Origin of the sequence: Rhizobium sp. NLR22b (assembly GCF_019685295.1) — a bacterium.
Lineage (GTDB): Bacteria > Pseudomonadota > Alphaproteobacteria > Rhizobiales > Rhizobiaceae > Rhizobium.
This window is the reverse complement of sequence record NZ_JABDWM010000003.1, coordinates 262,283-278,531: the sequence shown is the minus strand read 5'-3', so window position 1 is coordinate 278,531 and position 16,249 is coordinate 262,283. Positions and strand designations below refer to the sequence as shown.

General features: G+C 61.7%; 13 protein-coding genes and 1 pseudogene. 8 read left to right on the top strand and 6 right to left on the bottom strand.

Annotated elements, in window-relative coordinates; translation table 11 throughout:
• Nucleotides 1-39: 39 nt before the first annotated feature.
• The gene (locus HJC00_RS07420) at nt 40-1,041 is read right to left on the bottom strand and encodes an LLM class flavin-dependent oxidoreductase (RefSeq protein WP_210629929.1); all 1,002 of its coding nucleotides are present in this window, start codon (nt 1,039-1,041) and stop codon (nt 40-42) included.
• Between the two features lie 123 nt (nt 1,042-1,164).
• Nucleotides 1,165-3,480, bottom strand: a complete 2,316-nt coding sequence (locus tag HJC00_RS07415; RefSeq protein WP_221163814.1) for a methyl-accepting chemotaxis protein — start codon at nt 3,478-3,480, stop codon at nt 1,165-1,167.
• Between the two features lie 242 nt (nt 3,481-3,722).
• Between HJC00_RS07415 and ruvC the strand changes: the two genes are divergently transcribed.
• The 8 genes and pseudogenes from ruvC (at nt 3,723) to HJC00_RS07375 (ending at nt 8,602) form a co-directional block, all read left to right on the top strand.
• Nucleotides 3,723-4,232 (top strand): crossover junction endodeoxyribonuclease RuvC, encoded by a 510-nt coding sequence (gene ruvC / locus HJC00_RS07410; RefSeq protein WP_221146455.1) that lies wholly within the window; start codon nt 3,723-3,725, stop codon nt 4,230-4,232.
• A 56-nt stretch (nt 4,233-4,288) separates the two neighbouring features.
• Nucleotides 4,289-4,540 carry an AbrB/MazE/SpoVT family DNA-binding domain-containing protein gene (locus HJC00_RS07405; protein ID WP_184455063.1) on the top strand — a complete coding sequence of 84 codons (252 nt, stop codon included), beginning with the start codon at nt 4,289-4,291 and terminating at the stop codon, nt 4,538-4,540.
• The gene (locus HJC00_RS07400) at nt 4,540-4,953 is read left to right on the top strand and encodes a type II toxin-antitoxin system VapC family toxin (protein WP_210629926.1); all 414 of its coding nucleotides are present in this window, start codon (nt 4,540-4,542) and stop codon (nt 4,951-4,953) included. Before HJC00_RS07405 ends, HJC00_RS07400 begins: the two co-directional genes overlap by 1 nt.
• A 13-nt stretch (nt 4,954-4,966) precedes the next feature.
• Nucleotides 4,967-5,581, top strand: a complete 615-nt coding sequence (gene ruvA / locus HJC00_RS07395) for a Holliday junction branch migration protein RuvA (protein ID WP_210629925.1) — start codon at nt 4,967-4,969, stop codon at nt 5,579-5,581.
• Between the two features lie 82 nt (nt 5,582-5,663).
• The gene (gene ruvB / locus HJC00_RS07390; RefSeq protein ID WP_184455061.1) at nt 5,664-6,704 is read left to right on the top strand and encodes a Holliday junction branch migration DNA helicase RuvB; all 1,041 of its coding nucleotides are present in this window, start codon (nt 5,664-5,666) and stop codon (nt 6,702-6,704) included.
• Nucleotides 6,705-7,607, top strand: a complete 903-nt coding sequence (locus HJC00_RS07385; protein WP_210629924.1) for a metallophosphoesterase — start codon at nt 6,705-6,707, stop codon at nt 7,605-7,607.
• 7 nt (nt 7,608-7,614) lie between these two features.
• A pseudogene (locus HJC00_RS07380) lies at nt 7,615-8,003 on the top strand (DNA mismatch repair protein MutT).
• 35 nt (nt 8,004-8,038) lie between these two features.
• On the top strand, nt 8,039-8,602 hold the full coding sequence (locus tag HJC00_RS07375; RefSeq protein WP_210629923.1) for a DinB family protein: 564 nt from the start codon (nt 8,039-8,041) through the stop codon (nt 8,600-8,602).
• A 77-nt stretch (nt 8,603-8,679) separates the two neighbouring features.
• Here HJC00_RS07375 and HJC00_RS07370 read toward each other — a convergent pair whose 3' ends face one another.
• The 4 genes from HJC00_RS07370 to gnd all read right to left on the bottom strand — a co-directional run bounded on the left by HJC00_RS07370 (nt 8,680) and on the right by gnd (nt 16,234).
• Nucleotides 8,680-10,062, bottom strand: coding sequence for a virulence factor family protein (locus HJC00_RS07370; protein ID WP_221146454.1), 1,383 nt, complete (start codon nt 10,060-10,062; stop codon nt 8,680-8,682).
• The gene (gene mprF, locus HJC00_RS07365; RefSeq protein WP_210629921.1) at nt 10,059-12,662 is read right to left on the bottom strand and encodes a bifunctional lysylphosphatidylglycerol flippase/synthetase MprF; all 2,604 of its coding nucleotides are present in this window, start codon (nt 12,660-12,662) and stop codon (nt 10,059-10,061) included. Before mprF ends, HJC00_RS07370 begins: the two co-directional genes overlap by 4 nt.
• Before the next feature lie 223 nt (nt 12,663-12,885).
• Complete coding sequence (locus HJC00_RS07360) at nt 12,886-14,994, bottom strand: mechanosensitive ion channel family protein (protein WP_221122997.1); 2,109 nt, start codon at nt 14,992-14,994, stop codon at nt 12,886-12,888.
• A 208-nt stretch (nt 14,995-15,202) separates the two neighbouring features.
• Complete coding sequence (gnd, locus tag HJC00_RS07355; RefSeq protein ID WP_210629920.1) at nt 15,203-16,234, bottom strand: phosphogluconate dehydrogenase (NAD(+)-dependent, decarboxylating); 1,032 nt, start codon at nt 16,232-16,234, stop codon at nt 15,203-15,205.
• Nucleotides 16,235-16,249 lie beyond the last annotated feature (15 nt).

Sequence of the window (16,249 nt, the reverse complement as noted above, 5' to 3'; positions counted from 1 at the left end):
GACGCCGGGTTTTTTGTCTCTCGGGCGCCGCTTACAATCCTACGCAGCGACCCGCATGAAATTTCCAAGACCTGCGAACAGTTCCACCGACTTCAGCCGCGCCTCGACATCATGGATCGGCATCGAGATGATCACCTCGTCGGCCGCCGTTTCCTTGAGAAACTCCGCCAGTTTCGCCTCAGTCGTCGCCGGCGACCCTACCACGGCGTAGCGCAGTGTGTGTTCGACGTTCATCTTCTCCATCGGCGACCAGAAGCTCTCCATATCGGTGACAGGGCGCGGGAAAGGACCGCGCACATTGCGCCGCAGGTTGACGAATTGCTGCTGGGCGGACGTGAAATGGTAGCGCGCCTCCTCGTCCGTCGCTGCCACCGCGCCCATGACGCCGACCATGACATAGGGCTTGTCGAGAGTCGCCGAGGGCTGGAAGCGCTCGCGGTAGATCGCGATGGCGTCGAGCAGCATGTCGGGGGCAAAATGCGAGGCGAAGGCGTAGGGAAGCCCAAGCATCGCCGCAAGTTGGGCGCTGTAGAGGCTGGAGCCGAGCAGCCAGATCGGCACATGCGAGCCATTGCCTGGAACCGCAAGGATCGCCTGATTCTCGAGCGGGGTACCGAGAAGCTGCTGCAATTCCACCACATCATTCGGGAAGCTGTTCGCGCCGGCTTCGAGGTTACGCCGCAGCGCCTGTGCCGTGCGCATGTCCGTCCCCGGAGCCCGTCCCAGGCCGAGATCGATGCGGCCGGGAAAAAGCGCCTCCAGTGTGCCGAACTGCTCGGCGATGACAAGCGGCGAGTGATTGGGCAGCATGATGCCGCCGGAACCGATGCGGATGCGTTTTGTCGCAGCCCCGACATGCCCGATGACAACGGCGGTCGCCGCACTGGCAATGGCAGGCATGCCGTGATGCTCGGCGAGCCAGAAGCGCTTGTAGCCGAATTCTTCAGCCTTCTGAGCCATTCGCGCCGAGCTTTCGAGCGACTGGCGCACGGTGCTGCCTTCGGCAACGGGAGAAAGGTCGAGTATGGAGAAGGGAACCATGGAAACCTGCCGGGCTGTTGAACGATGCCGTCTATGTAGGTTGGCGCCTGACCCATTCCAAACCGTGCACGCAAACAAAAGGGCCGCGCGATGGCGGCCCTTGTCGAATAGCGAAAGCACATCTCAGCGGTGACGACGCAACACATGCACCTCGGCACTTGGCCTGTGTTGCCCCTGCGGCAGCGTGAAATTGCCGAGCTGGCGGTCCATTTCCAGAGCTTCCGTCGCCAGCCGGTGGATCGCCGCCGTCGTCTCCTCGACCATCGAGGCGTTCTGCTGCGTCATCGCGTCGAGTTCGGCCACGGCGCTGTTGATCTCACGCAACGTACTGGCTTCCTCACGGGTCGACTCCATGATCTCGTTGATCTGCCCGTTTATCGCCTCGACATGGGCGCCGATGCCGGTCAGGGCAACGCCGGCCCTTTCCACAAGTGCAACGCCGCTTTCGACCTCATGCGTCGATTTCTGCAGCAGGCTGGAGATTTCCTTGGCCGCGCTCGATGAGCGCTGGGCGAGCTCCCGGACTTCCATGGCGACGACGGCGAAGCCCTTGCCCGATTCACCGGCGCGTGCCGCCTCGACGCCGGCGTTGAGCGCCAGGAGATTGGTCTGAAAGGCGATGTCGTCAATGACCGATATGATCGTGTTGATCTGGCGCGAGGAGGTCTGGATCGCCTCCATCGCCGCGATCGTCTCGCGCATGATCTGGCTGGAGCCGGTCGTCTCCTTTTTGGCGTCGCGCGCGATGCGCTCGGCCTGTTCTGCCCGCTCGATCTGGCGGCGAACGGACTGGGTGATGGCGCTGATCGCATTCGCCGTCTCGGTGATCGAGCCGGCCTGACGCTCGGTGCGCCCGGCAAGCTCGTCGGCGCCGGTGCGCATCTCCTCGGAGCCGGCGCGTACCGCCATCGAGTTACCGCCAATCGCCGTCATGGTTTCGCTGAGCGTGGCGAGTGCCTCGTTGAAATTGATGCGCAGGCTTTCGAGTTCGTTCGGGAAGCGCGTATCGATCTGATAGGCGAGATCGCCGCTCGCCAGATGATGCAACCCCTCGTCAATCGCCTCGACCACCTGCTGCAGCGTCCTCGCTTCGGCCTCGCGATGGGCGAGGTTCTGCTGACGGTCGTGCTCGGCCTGCAGGCGCGTCTCTTCGCTGGCGGCTTCGAGTGCGCGGCTTTCGATCAGCGATTGGCGGAAGCGGGCAAGTGCGTTGGCCATCGTGCCGATCTCATCCTTGCGGTTCAGGCTGCCGATCTCGCTGTCGAGCTTGCCGTCGGCGACGTCGCGAGTCACACCGGCAAGCCGCGCCAGCGGCGAAAACAGGAAATTGGTGACGAGCCCGGTCGCGATGGCCATGACGACGAGCACGCCGATGCCGATCATCGTCAGCAAAGTGGCGATCTCGATCGAGCCGGCATTGAGCTCGCTGAGCAGGACGCTCTCGACCACGAGGAAGCGGTCGCCGCGATAGTCGATGCCACGGACATAGGCGCGGGCCGCGCCATCCGCCCGGTCGAAATCAGCCACGATCATCGCGGAGCTAGCAAGCGCGTCCTTGATGAAAGTGAAGGGGGTGGCATCGAGGGTCGCAAGCTTCCCCCCGGCATCGAGGGCGATAGCGGAGCCATCGCTGGAGACGATCGCAGCCCGCGCGGTGCTGCCCTGCACGATGCCCTTGGCAAGAATGCTCGAGATGATGTCGTCGCGCACCTTGAACAGGATGATGCCCTTGGCGGCCCCGAGCTTGACGATGGGCACGGCATAGAAGATCGCGGGTTTACCGCTTGCCGCATCGACACGAAGGCCGGAGAAGCCCGTCGGCGCGGCGTCATCCGTCGCCTTGGCGGTATTCTCGACCGCCTTGACGAATGCGATGCCGGCGCCGGTTGTCTTCCAGGCGTCCGACTTCAGATTCTCCGCGAAGTCGTCGTCCTTTTTGTAGGAATAGAGCACGCTACCGTCGAGATCGGCGATCAGCAGATCGCTGAAAGCGGTGTTTTCGAGGTCGCGGGCAACTTCGCCCTGCGTCTGCTCATGGTTTGAATAATAGAACCCGCTCGGCCCTTCCGGCTTCATCAGCTTCTCGCGCTGGTCGGCCGGGTTGGGATTGCCCGTGATGAAAACCTTCTTCAGCTCGGCGCGAGCATCCCCCGAAGTCTTCTGGATTGTCTTCCAGCCGCTCTTCAAGCTGGTGATCGACATCTGCAGCGCCTCGATGCGCGCGATGGAATTGGCCTGGTTCTCAAGCTGCGCCAGTTGGTCCTGCAACATGTCGCCACGGAAGATCAGCACGCTTTCCTTGGCCTTCAGCGCCTGCTCGTCGGATATGCGGCTGCTGGCGAAATAGGCAAGCACGTCGATGACCGCGATCGACAGCACGGTCAGCAGGATGAAAGTGGCAATGACCTTGAAGGACAGGGACTGAAATCTCTGAGCCATATACAATGAACCCTTCTGAACGGCGCCTGCCAGCCTGGGCACGCGGTGCATCCCCGGCCGGCTGACCTGTCAACAGAACATCGGGGACTTATTCTTGTGGAACGAAGCCCCTCGCACATTCGATGAACTAGAATTCAGGCATCTCTTTTAATTCGCGGTAAATGCGCGCTCTAAAACCTCAGGTGTTTTCGGTTTGTTCACATATCGATGGCACTTATTTCGCAATCGCTATAGGTTGAACCATGCAAAATACGATTCGCATCATTGGCATTGATCCCGGCCTCCGCCGCACAGGCTGGGGAATCATCGACACTTTAGGCAATTCCCTGAAATTCGTGGCATCGGGAACGGTGACCTCCGATGGCGACATGGACCTCGCCTCCCGCCTCTGCCAGCTGCATGACGGGCTCGCCGATATCGTCCACGCTCACAGGCCCGATGAAGCCGCCGTCGAACAGACCTTCGTCAACAAGGACGCCGTGGCGACCCTGAAGCTCGGCCAGGCCCGCGGCATCGCCATGCTGGTACCTGCACGCGCGGGACTGCCGGTCTCTGAATATGCGCCCAACGCCGTGAAGAAGGCGGTCATCGGCGTCGGGCACGGAGAAAAGCAGCAGATTCACATGATGCTGAAGATTCTGATGCCGAAGGCCGAATTCAAGGGCGATGACGCCGCCGACGCCTTGGCGATCGCCATTTGCCATGCCCACAATCGCGGCGGCCACCGGATGCGCCAAGCGTTGGCAGGATAACGCGTTCTTGACATGTTCCTGCGGTAAGGATAATTCTTACTTTGAAGGAGCCTCTGATGCGTGTCACATCCAAAGGTCAGGTCACTATTCCCCGCGATCTCAGGGAGCTTGCCGGCATCGAGACCAACAGCGAGGTCATTTTCTCGATTGAGGGCGGCAAGCTCGTTCTCTCGCCGAAGAACGGCAAGCAGGAAGTCGAGGATAGAGGTCGGCTGGACCGTTTCATCGAGACGATCCGTCGTCTGGAGGGAACCGGCGATCAGGAAATCGATGCCGAAGATCTCATGTCGATGACGCGTGATCGCTGATGGCGACGCTTGTCGACACGAACGTCCTCGTCGATCTGGCCATGATCAGCTCGGACTGGCACGATTGGTCGCGCCGGAAGATACTCGATATCTTCAGAGATGGACCGGTCCTTATAAATCCGATCATCTATTCCGAATTTTCCGTTCGGTATGACGATGTGGATGAAGTCGATCGCCTGCTTCCGCAGGATGAATTCCGCCGCGAGAACCTGCCGTGGCCGGCCGCATTTGCCGCGGCTCAAGCCTTCCGGCTTTACCGCCGCGCGGGCGGAGGACGCGAACGGATATTGTCGGATTTCCTCATCGGCGCGCATGCGGCGATAAGGGGCTACAGAATTTTGACCCGCGATGCCGGCGGTTATCGTTCCTATTTTCCTTCCGTTGAACTCATTACGCCCGAAACGCACCCTTGAAAGACCGCGACTCATGATCGGCAAGCTGAAAGGCACCATAGACGAGATCGGCGAAGATTATGTGCTCGTTGATGTGCACGGCGTCTGTTACGTCGCTTATTGCTCGGCCCGCACTTTGTCAAAGCTCGGATCGGCGGGCGAAGCCTGCGTGCTCTTCATCGAAACCTATGTGCGCGAGGATCAACTGAAACTCTTCGGCTTCATGACCGCATTGGAGCGGGAATGGTTCAACCTGCTGCAGAGCGTTCAGGGCGTCGGCGCCAAGGTGGCGCTCGCCGTGCTCTCGACGCTGACGCCGGGCGAGCTTGCCAATGCGATCGCCCTGCAGGACCGCGCCGCCGTCTCGCGCGCACCGGGCGTCGGCCCGAAAGTGGCGATGCGCCTCGTGACCGAACTCAAGAACCGCGCACCGGCCCATGCCGGCGAGGCAATCAACATCGGCCTCAAGCAAGAACTCGGCGAAGGCGTCGCCGCCGCACCAGTTGCCGATGCAGTGTCCGCGCTGACCAACCTCGGCTACAGCAGAGACCAGGCGGCAAATGCCGTTGCCGCGGCGATGAAGACGGCCGGCGACGGCGCCGATAGCGCCAAGCTGATAAGGCTCGGATTGAAAGAGCTGGCACGGTGAAAACCGGAAAACCAATGAATGGGTGTCGAGGCACCCGACGTTTGGTGTATTGCTGTAACAGGTTTCAAAACGGAATGAGAGCATGAGTGAGCCCGCCCGCCTGATATCGCCGGAAAAGCGGGGCGAAGATCTTGATGTGACGCTGCGCCCGCAATCGCTGGACGAATTCACCGGCCAGGCGGAGGCGCGCGCCAATCTCAAGATCTTCATCGAGGCGGCGAAGAACCGCGGCGAGGCGCTGGATCACGTGCTCTTCGTCGGGCCTCCCGGCCTCGGCAAGACGACGCTGGCGCAGATCATGGCGAAGGAGCTCGGCGTCAACTTCCGCTCAACCTCAGGCCCTGTCATCGCCAAGGCCGGCGATCTCGCCGCGCTCCTCACCAATCTCGAGGAGCGCGACGTGCTCTTCATCGATGAGATCCACCGCCTCAATCCGGCCGTCGAGGAAATCCTCTATCCCGCCATGGAGGATTACCAGCTCGACCTCATCATCGGGGAAGGCCCTGCCGCGCGCTCGGTGAAGATCGACCTCTCGAAATTCACGCTTGTCGCCGCCACCACCCGCCTCGGCCTGCTGACGACGCCGCTGCGCGATCGTTTCGGCATCCCGGTGCGGCTCAGCTTCTATACCGTCGAGGAACTGGAACTGATCGTGCGCCGCGGCGCACGGCTGATGAACCTGCCGATGACCGAAGAGGGCGCCCGCGAGATCGCCAGGCGCGCCCGCGGCACGCCGCGCATCGCCGGCCGGCTGCTGCGGCGCGTGCGTGATTTCGCCGAGGTGGCACGGGCCGAGGCCGTCACCCGCGAGATCGCCGACGAAGCGCTGACCCGCCTGCTGGTCGACAATGTCGGCTTCGATCAACTCGACAAACGCTACCTCAACATGATCGCCGTCAATTTCGGCGGCGGCCCGGTCGGCATCGAAACCATCGCCGCCGGCCTTTCCGAGCCGCGCGACGCGATCGAGGATATCATCGAGCCCTATATGATCCAGCAGGGTTTCATTCAGCGCACGCCGCGCGGCCGTGTTCTCACCGCAATCGCGTGGAAACATCTGGGAATGCAACCGCCCAAGGAAATGGAGGCTGCGCAGTTCCGGCTGTTCCAGGAGGACGACTGAGTGATCACCCGCCGCGGATTTTTCAAGGTTCTTGGCGGCGGTTTCGCAGGCGTCATGGCGCTCGGCGGTTATGCCTTTGCCTATGAACCGCTGGCGCGGTTCGGCATCGCCCGTTACCGGCTGACGCCGCCGGGATGGACACCGGGACTGAAGCTCCGCGTCGTCGCGCTCGCCGATATCCATGCCTGCGAACCCTGGATGTCGGCAAGCCGCATTGCCGCGATCTGCCGCCGGGCCAATGAACTCGAAGCCGACGTGACCGTTCTGCTCGGCGACTATGCCTCCGGCATGAACATGGTGACGCAATATGTGCATTCGAGCCAATGGTCGAAGGCGCTCGCCACCCTGCAGGCCCCGCTCGGCGTCCATGCGATCATGGGCAACCACGACTGGTGGGAGGACAGGACGGCCCAGAAGAACGGCGGAATGGAAACCTTCGGCCATCGGGCGCTCGCCGATGTCGGAATCCCGGTCTATGGCAACCGCGCCGTTCGGCTCGAAAAGGACGGCCGCGGCTTCTGGCTCGCAGGCCTCGAAGATCAGCTGGCGCTGCTGCCCGGCAGGAAGTGGGACCGCACGCACATGCTCGGCCTCGACGACCTCGATGGAACGATGGCACAGATTAGCGACGATGCACCGGTTATCCTGCTCGCCCATGAGCCCGACATCTTTCCGCGCGTGCCCGAGCGCGTCTCGCTGACGCTGTCGGGCCACACCCATGGCGGACAGATCCGCTTCCTCGGCCGATCGCCGATCGTCCCCTCGCGCTACGGCAATCGCTACGCCTATGGCCATATTGTCGAGGAGGGGCGTAACATCATCGTCTCCGGCGGCCTCGGCTGTTCCATTGCACCGGTGCGCTTCGGCGTGCCGCCGGAAATCGTCGTGATCGATCTCGGATAAGCACGACATGAGCAAGCGCACTCCTATCCGCCTGACTCAGGGCGCTGCGCGTTTCAACTATCGCATTGCCGGCCTCGGCTTTCGCGATGGGCATGTGCTTGTTCATCGCGCCGTGCACGAGCCCTTCTGGGTCTTTCCTGGCGGTCGGGCGGAAATCGGCGGGACGTCGGAGGAAACGCTGATTGGAAATTCCGCCGGAATTTCCCCTTTCAGCCATATGAAATCATCCATCGCGTCGAAGATGGCGACAACCATCTCGAATTCAAATGGGTGCCGACAACGCGCGCGGCCCTGACCGCGCTCGACATCCCGCCCTATTTCATCGCTGATGAAATCGAGAACCTGCCCGGGCTACAATGTCATCTCGCCTGGCGCGACGGTAATCTCGATGACTGAAAACACTCCGGAATGCTGGAAGAGGAAAGCCGCCGATGTCGACCTTCGATCCCGCCAGGGCCTTTCGCAAGCTTGCCTATAACAACGCCCTTGCCAATCACCGGCTGCTTCACGCCTGCGCGGCATTGAAGCCCGGCGAATTCGAAGCGCCGCGCACGAGCTTCTTTCCGTCGATCAAGGAGACGCTGAATCACATCATCACGGTCGACTGGTTCTATGTCGACGGCATGGAAGGCGGCACGCTCGGCTTCCAGGCCTTCGAGGTGGACGAACCCTTCGATGACGTCGAGTCACTGATGCAAGCACAGGCAAAGGTCGATCAGCGCCTGATCGACCTTTGCGAAGCCCTGACGCCGGAAAGGCTGATCTCAATCGTAAATCTCCATCGCGGCAATCGTATTCAGCAGGAGCGGATGGACGACGTGCTCGCCCATCTTTTCCAGCATCAGACCCATCATCGCGGCCAGGTCCATGCGATGCTTGCCGGCACCAGCATTGCCCCGCCGCAGCTCGACGAATTCATCGTCGCCGACGACGCGCGGTTTCGCGGCAAGGAACTCGCCGAACTCGGCTGGCGCGAAGAAAAGCTGATGCATTAAACGCATAACCCGAAATCGAAATCGATTTTGGTTATGCGCCAATCGAACTGTCAAAGCATACCGCAAGGCAGCAGCGCTTAATCCTGCAGACGTCTCTTCAGCGCGTCGATGATCGTCTTGGTGAGAAGGTCGTAATTTTCGTCGAAGTGATGGTCGCCGGGCAGTTCAACGACTTCAGCACCACCATCCTTCAACGCCGGACAGGCGACATCGTCGTCATCGTCCTTGCCATAGACGCACTGCACGAGCTTCGGGTCGACGTTCTTCAGATCGGCGACGGGATCGCCCCCCGCCCCTTCCGTCTTCTGACCGAGCCAACCAAGAACGGAGATGACGTAGTCCACTTGGTGCGAGAGCGACAGCAGCGACAACTGCACCACCGAGGACTTCTCGGCCGGTTTGAGCAACTGATAGGTTGCGGGTACGACATCCGCGCCGAAAGAGTAGCCGACGAGCAGAACATGCTTCACCTTCCACTGCTTACGATAGAAATCGATGATCTTTGAAAGATCGCTGGCCGTCTCCTCCGGCTTGCGCTCCGACCAGAAATAATGAAGTGAATCAACGCCTACGACGGGAATGCCTTCCTTCTGCAGCGTGCCGCCGACCTCCTTGTCGATGTCGCGCCAACCGCCGTCACCGGAATAGATCACCGCCATCGTATCGAAGGCAGGCGTTGCCTCGAGCACCGCCAGCGGCAGGCCAAGCGGATTGCCGAAGGCGCCGGAAGCGGTGACGAGGTCGTCGAGCGTATCGCCGAATACCGTCTGTGCATCGTCTGTGGAATCGCGGATCTCGATCTCGGAATGGGCTTTCTGCAGCGCCTCGGCATGCGCCCGGCCGTCCTTGTCAGCCTTAGGCGTGAAGACTGATATGATCGGATCCGGCAGGGCGCCGTCGCTGAGGCCATAGACCGTGCGTTGGCCGATCACCTTCTTGGAAGCCGGCGTGCAAAGCTCCTTGGTCAGCGGAATGCCGGCCAGCGGATCGACCGCAAGCGTCTGACCGATCGTCGCATCCGGTGTCTGAGCCGCGATCGCCAGCGCCAGGGCCCCGCCCTCGCCGATGCCGGCGACGATCGGCAAATGATAGGCATTGTTGCCGGTCGCGCGCTGCACCTGCTGGCTCAGCGATTCAATATCCGAGACCATGTAGATGCAGCCGTCGTTGAGGCTGACGTCGTAGCGGCTGAGCGCCTGGATATAAGAGGGAAACTCGACGCCGATGACGACAGCGCCTTCGGCGACCAGCCTGTCAGCCTCGGCCTTCTCATAATCGCCCCAGCCGGCGGCATCCGAGATCAGCATCACGGTGCCCTTCACCTCCCCTTCCGGCAGGAAGATGTGCGGCGATGGGATGAGGCCGCTTTCGAATCTTTGCGTGGTTTCCTCGGCGGCATTAGCCGGTGCGGCCGCGAGCATGCAGACGCATGCCGTGGCAAGAAGGATTGTCCTGATCATTTTCTCACTACCCCTTTCAATCCGCCCCCGATCAGAAATGTCGCGTCCATCAACGCGATCATCGGATTGCCTCCTCCGGAAACCGCAAGATAGCGCGGTTGCCAGTGCGGATGAAACTTGGATTTGAATGCCCGAAGGCCTTTGAAGTTATAGAAGCGTTCGCCGTGTTCGAAGACGGTGCTGCCGATACGGTCCCAGACGGGTGCCGCTTCGCGTTTCGACATGCCGGAGAGAGGCGCCATGCCGAGATTGAAGTGCGTGAAACCTTGGTTACGCAGATATTCCATGATCTGCACGAAGAGAAAGTCCATTGAGCCCTTCGGCGCGTCCGGCGAGAAGCGCATGAGATCGATCGTGCTCTCCTCGCGGGATTCGGTGACGAGGATATTGGCGAAGGCGACGATCTTGCCATCCTTCTTGAGGATGCCGACCGGTTGCGAGGAAACGTAATCGGGATCGAAGGAACCGAGGGAGAAGCCCTTTTCCTTGGCATTGTGATGTTCCAGCCAGGCCTTGGAAACGGCGGCGAGATCATCGATAATCCCGCTCACGTCCTCGGGTTCGACCACCGCGAATTCCAGCCCGTCGCGCTGGGCTCGGCTCGCCGTCTGGCGAAGGTTCGCCCATTTGCCGCCTTTCATTTCGAAGGTCCGGAGGTCGGCCACCGCCAGTTCGCCGAGCTTGAAGGCGCGGAGGCCGGCATCGGCGCAATGGGAAAGCAGCGCCGGCGAGATCTGGTAGAAGACGGCGCGGCAGCCGGCGGCCCGCGCCGCTTCGACGAAGCGCCAGACGAGTTCCTGCACGGCACGATGATCGCCAACCGGGTCGAACAGCGCGATCCATGAACGGCCCTGCCGGCCGTACATGATGAAGGCGTCACCTTTTTCCGAAAACATGATGCTCTTGTCGCCCATGCGCACCAGATTGGCATCGGCATTGCCCTGCTTCCTGACGATCTCGATGGCACGCGTCAGCGCCTCCTCCGTCGCCGGCTCCGGCTGGAAAGTCGCCGGTCGGAGCAGGCTGAAAATGGCGATCGCCGAGGAGATGATGGTGATGCCGAGCAGGGCGCGCAGTCCCCGCGGCGCCTCGGCGGTGAATTCGAACTGCCACCAGAGTTCGTTGCTGTATTCGACATCGCGATAGACGAAGAGCAGGATGACGATGGCGCCGACGACGATGACCGCGATCGCCATCAGCCAGGACGCCGTCATCGCCTGGTTGAGCAGCGACGCATGCCGGGTGAAGAGCCGCCGGCTGACGAAGAGCCCGAAGATGAGAAACGCGAGAAAGGCAGCTTCGACAAGGGCGATCGCCTTCAGAAGCGACAGGGTCAATGCGGCAACGGCCGAGAATACGGCCACCCACCACGCGCCGTCGAGCCTCTGACCGAGGCCGCGCGCCGCGACCACCAGCGCAAGCCCGAGCAGGCTGGAGAGGAAGTGCGCGCCTTCGACCAGCGGCAGCGGCAGATAGTTGGAGAGGAATTCCAGATTCTGGTCCGGCGTCGGCGTGACGCTCGAAAACACCAGCATCACGCCGAGCAGCAGCGCCAGGGTCGACAGCAGCTGCGGCATCAGCCGTCCGCCGATACGGCGGACACTGGAGGCGGCCGGGTGGTCGACAAAACGGCGCAACTCCGCCGCCGAGACCGCGAGCACGGCGATCAACAGCGGCAATACATGGTAGATCAGCCGGTAGAGCACCAGCGATCCCAGCACCGCGTCGATATTCACCGCGCTGCCGAGCGAAGCGATGATCACGGTCTCGAAGACGCCGAGCCCGGCCGGAACGTGGCTGAGCACCCCGAGACCGACGGCGATCGCATAGACGGCGAGGAAGACCGGCCAGCCGATAGCCGTCTGCGGCAAGAGCACGTAGAGCACCGACGCGGAGGCGGCAATATCAAAGGCGGTAACGAGGAATTGGCGCGACCAGGTGCGCGAGTCCGGCAGGCGGATCGCCACGGCGCCGAAATCGAGCACACGACCCTCGCGGCCGATAATCATTACAGCCCCGAGAATGGCGATGATCGAGCCGGCAACCAGCCGGAGCAGGAACGGACTGACACCGATCAGCGGACCGATCTCGCTGGCGATGATGATGAGGGCGATCGATGCGACGGCCGCGAGCCCGAGGCCGAAGGAGAGCGTGACGAAGGCGATGATCCGGCCAATGTCCTCGGGTGAGAGCCCCAGACGCGTATAGGCGCGGTAGCGGATTGCGCCACCCGACAGCGCACCGAAGCCGGCGGTGTTGCCGACCGCATAGGCGCTGAATGCCGTCAGCGCCACATGCGGAAAGGGAAGCTTCTTGCCGATATATTCGATCGCATTGAGATCGTAGAAGACCAGCGAGAGGAAACTCAGCGCCGTAAAGAACAGAGCAAGCAGGATCGCGCTCGGCCTGGTCGCCGCCAGCGCTGCGACGACATCGTCATAGCGCACCTCGTTCGTGAGCTGCATGATCGCATAACCGACGAGACAGAAGACGATGAGCGTCGCGGCTGCCGTAAGCGGCGTCCTGTAACGTCTGAAAAGCGTGCGAAAAGAAAAACCGTCCGTCGCTTCCATCTCTTCCAAATTGCCGTGATCCGACATCTCGTACCTGCGCAGCTTCCAATTCGGCGGGAATCATTTTTCGAAGACGTAACATGACGGGCATATAAGCTCTATGAAGCCATGCCGACGCTACCCAACCCCGCCGCCTGCGCCTCAATCATCCTCAATTGGGGCGAATTTGCGCAGGAATACGTGATGGCACATTGCATTTTCGTAAGCTTGCGAATGCCTTGCAGCGATAATGAGGTTCAGGTGGCGGCATTCATGCAGCCGGTTCGCCGTTGGCTCGCATATGGGAGGCATAACGCGCGACGGCAGCCCCCAAATCGGCCTCGCGATCGCCCGCCACCTGCACCGTCGGCACGGCGAACTCGATGCCGTTTTCCTTGAAGGCGTTGCGGATCATCGCCAGTGCATTGCGTCGGATAACAAACTGTTCGCCGGGCTTCGTCATCATTGACAGGCGGATCTCGATCGCGAATTCGCCGAACTGCTCGACACCCTTCATCTTCAGCGTCTCGATGATGTGCGGGCCGAATTCGGGGTTCTCGAGCAGTGTCTGGCCGATCTGCTTGATCACCTTCTTGGCCTTGACGAGATCAGTGTCGTATTTGACGTTGAGGCTGATCTTGTCGATCGTCCAGTCGCGATTCAAGTTCTTCACCGCGCCGAGTTCACCGAACGGCACTGTTGTCAGCGGTCCGCGATGATGCCTGAGCTTCACCGATCGCAGGCTGAAGGCTTCGACGACGCCCTTGTGGCTGCCGCTTTCGATATATTCGCCGACACGGAAAGCATCGTCCCAGAGGTAGAACATGCCGCTGATGACGTCCTTGACGATCGTCTGGGCGCCGAAACCGACGGCAACGCCGACAACGCCGGCTCCGGCAATCAGGGGCCCGATCTCGATGCCGAGCCCGGAGAGCACCATCAGAACCGCGATGACGGCGATGACCACGGCAAGGATATTGCGGAAGATCGGCAGCAGCGTCTGGATCCGCGCGTGTTTGGCCTTCTCCTCGTCCGTCGCGGTACCGTCCAGAGGTGAATCGAGCAGCTTGCCGTCAATATAGGCTTTGACGACGTGCCAGAGCAGATCCGCCGCAAGCAGGATGACAATGCCGCCGATGACCCCGCGCGCAATCTTGTCGACCATCTTGTCGCCGGCGGCCATTGTATCGGCCCCGACGCCAAGCAGTCGACCAAGCCAGATTGCCGCGATTGCGATGATCAGCGCCCGAACGCCGCGGTCGAGCAACACGGTGGCGATGCGGCGCGTGGCAAGGAAACTCGCCTCGGTCTGCCGCAGCGATTTCACCGCGATCGTCGCGACGGCGAGTACCCGCGGCAGCATCAACACATAGATGCCGAGCCAGAGCAGCCAGTTGAAGCCGGTGACCCAGAGGCCCCAGAGCAGAAGAAAATATACGGTGAGCGCCCAGGAAATTTCGTGACCACGCTTCTCGTCCTTATGAGGCCGCGACCAGACCGCCTCGATCGCGATCAGCAGCAGCCCAATGCCGAGCATGTAACCCACGAACAGGCGGGCACTCGGGGAAAGGCCGAGCGGCTCCATCGACTGAATGGCCGCCCAGCCGAAGATAAAGTAGATGATGAAGGTTGCAGAGCGGCGATACCAGAAGAGTGCGATGGCACGGCCCGGCATGGTCGGCGCGGGGATGCCCTGCCGCTCTTCCTCGGCCCGCGCCAGTGCGATGAGATCGACCAGCACACCGCCGAGGCAGATCGTGAAGCGCTGGACGATCAGTGCGACGACGCAGACGATGGCGATGCTCTGGCTGATCGGCGGCCAGTAGAGGCTGAGCAGCGTCAGCACCGTCGCCGCCGCGAAGATCAGCGCCGGGATGACACGCGGCGCCAGATGCATGCCTGCCATCGCAGCCAGACGGCGACGGCGGCGACGGAAGGCATAGCGGGCAATGCTTTCGATGATCGCGCCCAGCAGAAAGATCGCCAGGAATTGGCCGGCCATACGCATTCGGCCGGTGGCCGCGATTTCGCCGAAAAGCAGCGAGAATGCATTGTTGATCTGCAAGGGCAGCGTCATCGCGGCATCGGAAACCATCGAGACATGACGACGGGCATGCTGCAGCAAACCCGACAGGATAGACATCTGGTTTTCCACCGCTGTATCGCCCGCAGACGTCGCCGCCATCTGGGCCGACATCCATTGCTTGACCTCGGGCGTCTGCATGAGCTGCATCATCTCACGCACTTGGGCCGGCGGAGCGGCCGCGGCCTGCGCTTGTGCCGGCTGCGTCTGGGCAAAGCTGGGCGAAGCCGCGGAAAGAAGCACAATGAATATGCCCGATATGGCGGCCTTCAAGCCTCCTGCCCTGTCACGCTTCACGACCGCCCTCCAATCAAGTGTCGCGCTTGCACAAAACAAGGCTGACATCTTGCATTGGATACTCGCGACTGCTGCCGCCAGCAAGCGGCAGGAAAGCCATACCGATGGCCAGGAAAGACCGCTGGCGCCGCCTACCGAGGCCGGCCGTCAAGCCCGCCATTTACGGGTGACGGTCGCCTTCTGCTCAGTGAAGGGAGTGACCTGGCCTTCAGGATTTCGGCGCCGGCTTTTCCACGTGGCCGCCGAAACCCGCGCGCATTGCCGACAGCACCTTGTTGGCGAACTCGTCATTGTCGCGCGAGGAGAAGCGGCCGTAGAGCGCCGCACTCAGCACCGGTGTCGGCACGCTTTCGTCGATTGCCGCCATGATCGTCCAGCGGCCCTCGCCGCTGTCCGAGACGCGGCCGGCATATTTCGAAAGTGCGGGGTCGACATGCAGGGCATCGGCGGTGAGATCGAGCAGCCAGGAGGTGATGACGCTGCCGCGGCGCCAGACTTCCGCGACATCCGGCAGATTGAAGTCGTATTGAAAATGTTCGGGATGGGCGAGCGGCGCGGTTTCCGCATCGGCATCGTGCGAGGCGGCGCCAATATTGGCGTGTTTCAGAATGTTGAGGCCCTCGGAATAGGCAGCCATCAGGCCGTATTCGATGCCATTATGCACCATCTTGACGAAATGTCCGGCGCCGTGCGGGCCGCAATGCAGATAACCCTGCTCCGCCGTGCTGGCCGCCGCCGCTTCGGCGGTGCGGTTTGGCGATGCTTCCGTCTTGCCGACGCCGGGGGCGAGCGTCGCAAAGATCGGAGACAGATGTTGGACGGTACCCTTCTCGCCACCGATCATCAGGCAATAGCCGCGCTCCAGGCCGAAGACGCCGCCGCTGGTGCCGACATCGACATAATGGATGCCTTTGGTGATGAGTTCGGCGCCACGGCGGATGTCATCGTGGTAATAGGAATTGCCGCCGTCGATGACGATATCGCCGTTCTGAAGCAGCGGCACCAGGCTGGCCAGCACCTTGTCGACGATCGCCGCCGGCAGCATCAGCCAGATCGCACGCGGATGCGTGAGCTTGGAGACGAATTCCTCCATCGAAGCGCTGCCGGTCGCGCCGAGACCTGCGAGCTCAGCAACGCTTTCCGGCCTGGTGTCGTAGACGACGCATTCGTGACCGCCCCGCATCAGGCGCTGGACCATATAATTGCCCATTCGGCCCAAACCGACCATACCAAGCTGCATAATGAATCTCCTGGA

Excerpts from the sequence above, each read along its gene's own strand:
- HJC00_RS07420 (WP_210629929.1), bottom strand. The coding sequence starts at position 1,041 with ATGGTTCCCTTCTCCATACTCGACCTTTCTCCCGTTGCCGAAGGCAGC.
- HJC00_RS07415 (WP_221163814.1), bottom strand. The coding sequence starts at position 3,480 with ATGGCTCAGAGATTTCAGTCCCTGTCCTTCAAGGTCATTGCCACTTTC.
- ruvC (WP_221146455.1), top strand. The coding sequence starts at position 3,723 with ATGCAAAATACGATTCGCATCATTGGCATTGATCCCGGCCTCCGCCGC.
- HJC00_RS07405 (WP_184455063.1), top strand. The coding sequence starts at position 4,289 with ATGCGTGTCACATCCAAAGGTCAGGTCACTATTCCCCGCGATCTCAGG.
- HJC00_RS07400 (WP_210629926.1), top strand. The coding sequence starts at position 4,540 with ATGGCGACGCTTGTCGACACGAACGTCCTCGTCGATCTGGCCATGATC.
- ruvA (WP_210629925.1), top strand. The coding sequence starts at position 4,967 with ATGATCGGCAAGCTGAAAGGCACCATAGACGAGATCGGCGAAGATTAT.
- ruvB (WP_184455061.1), top strand. The coding sequence starts at position 5,664 with ATGAGTGAGCCCGCCCGCCTGATATCGCCGGAAAAGCGGGGCGAAGAT.
- HJC00_RS07375 (WP_210629923.1), top strand. The coding sequence starts at position 8,039 with ATGTCGACCTTCGATCCCGCCAGGGCCTTTCGCAAGCTTGCCTATAAC.
- HJC00_RS07370 (WP_221146454.1), bottom strand. The coding sequence starts at position 10,062 with ATGATCAGGACAATCCTTCTTGCCACGGCATGCGTCTGCATGCTCGCG.
- mprF (WP_210629921.1), bottom strand. The coding sequence starts at position 12,662 with ATGTCGGATCACGGCAATTTGGAAGAGATGGAAGCGACGGACGGTTTT.
- gnd (WP_210629920.1), bottom strand. The coding sequence starts at position 16,234 with ATGCAGCTTGGTATGGTCGGTTTGGGCCGAATGGGCAATTATATGGTC.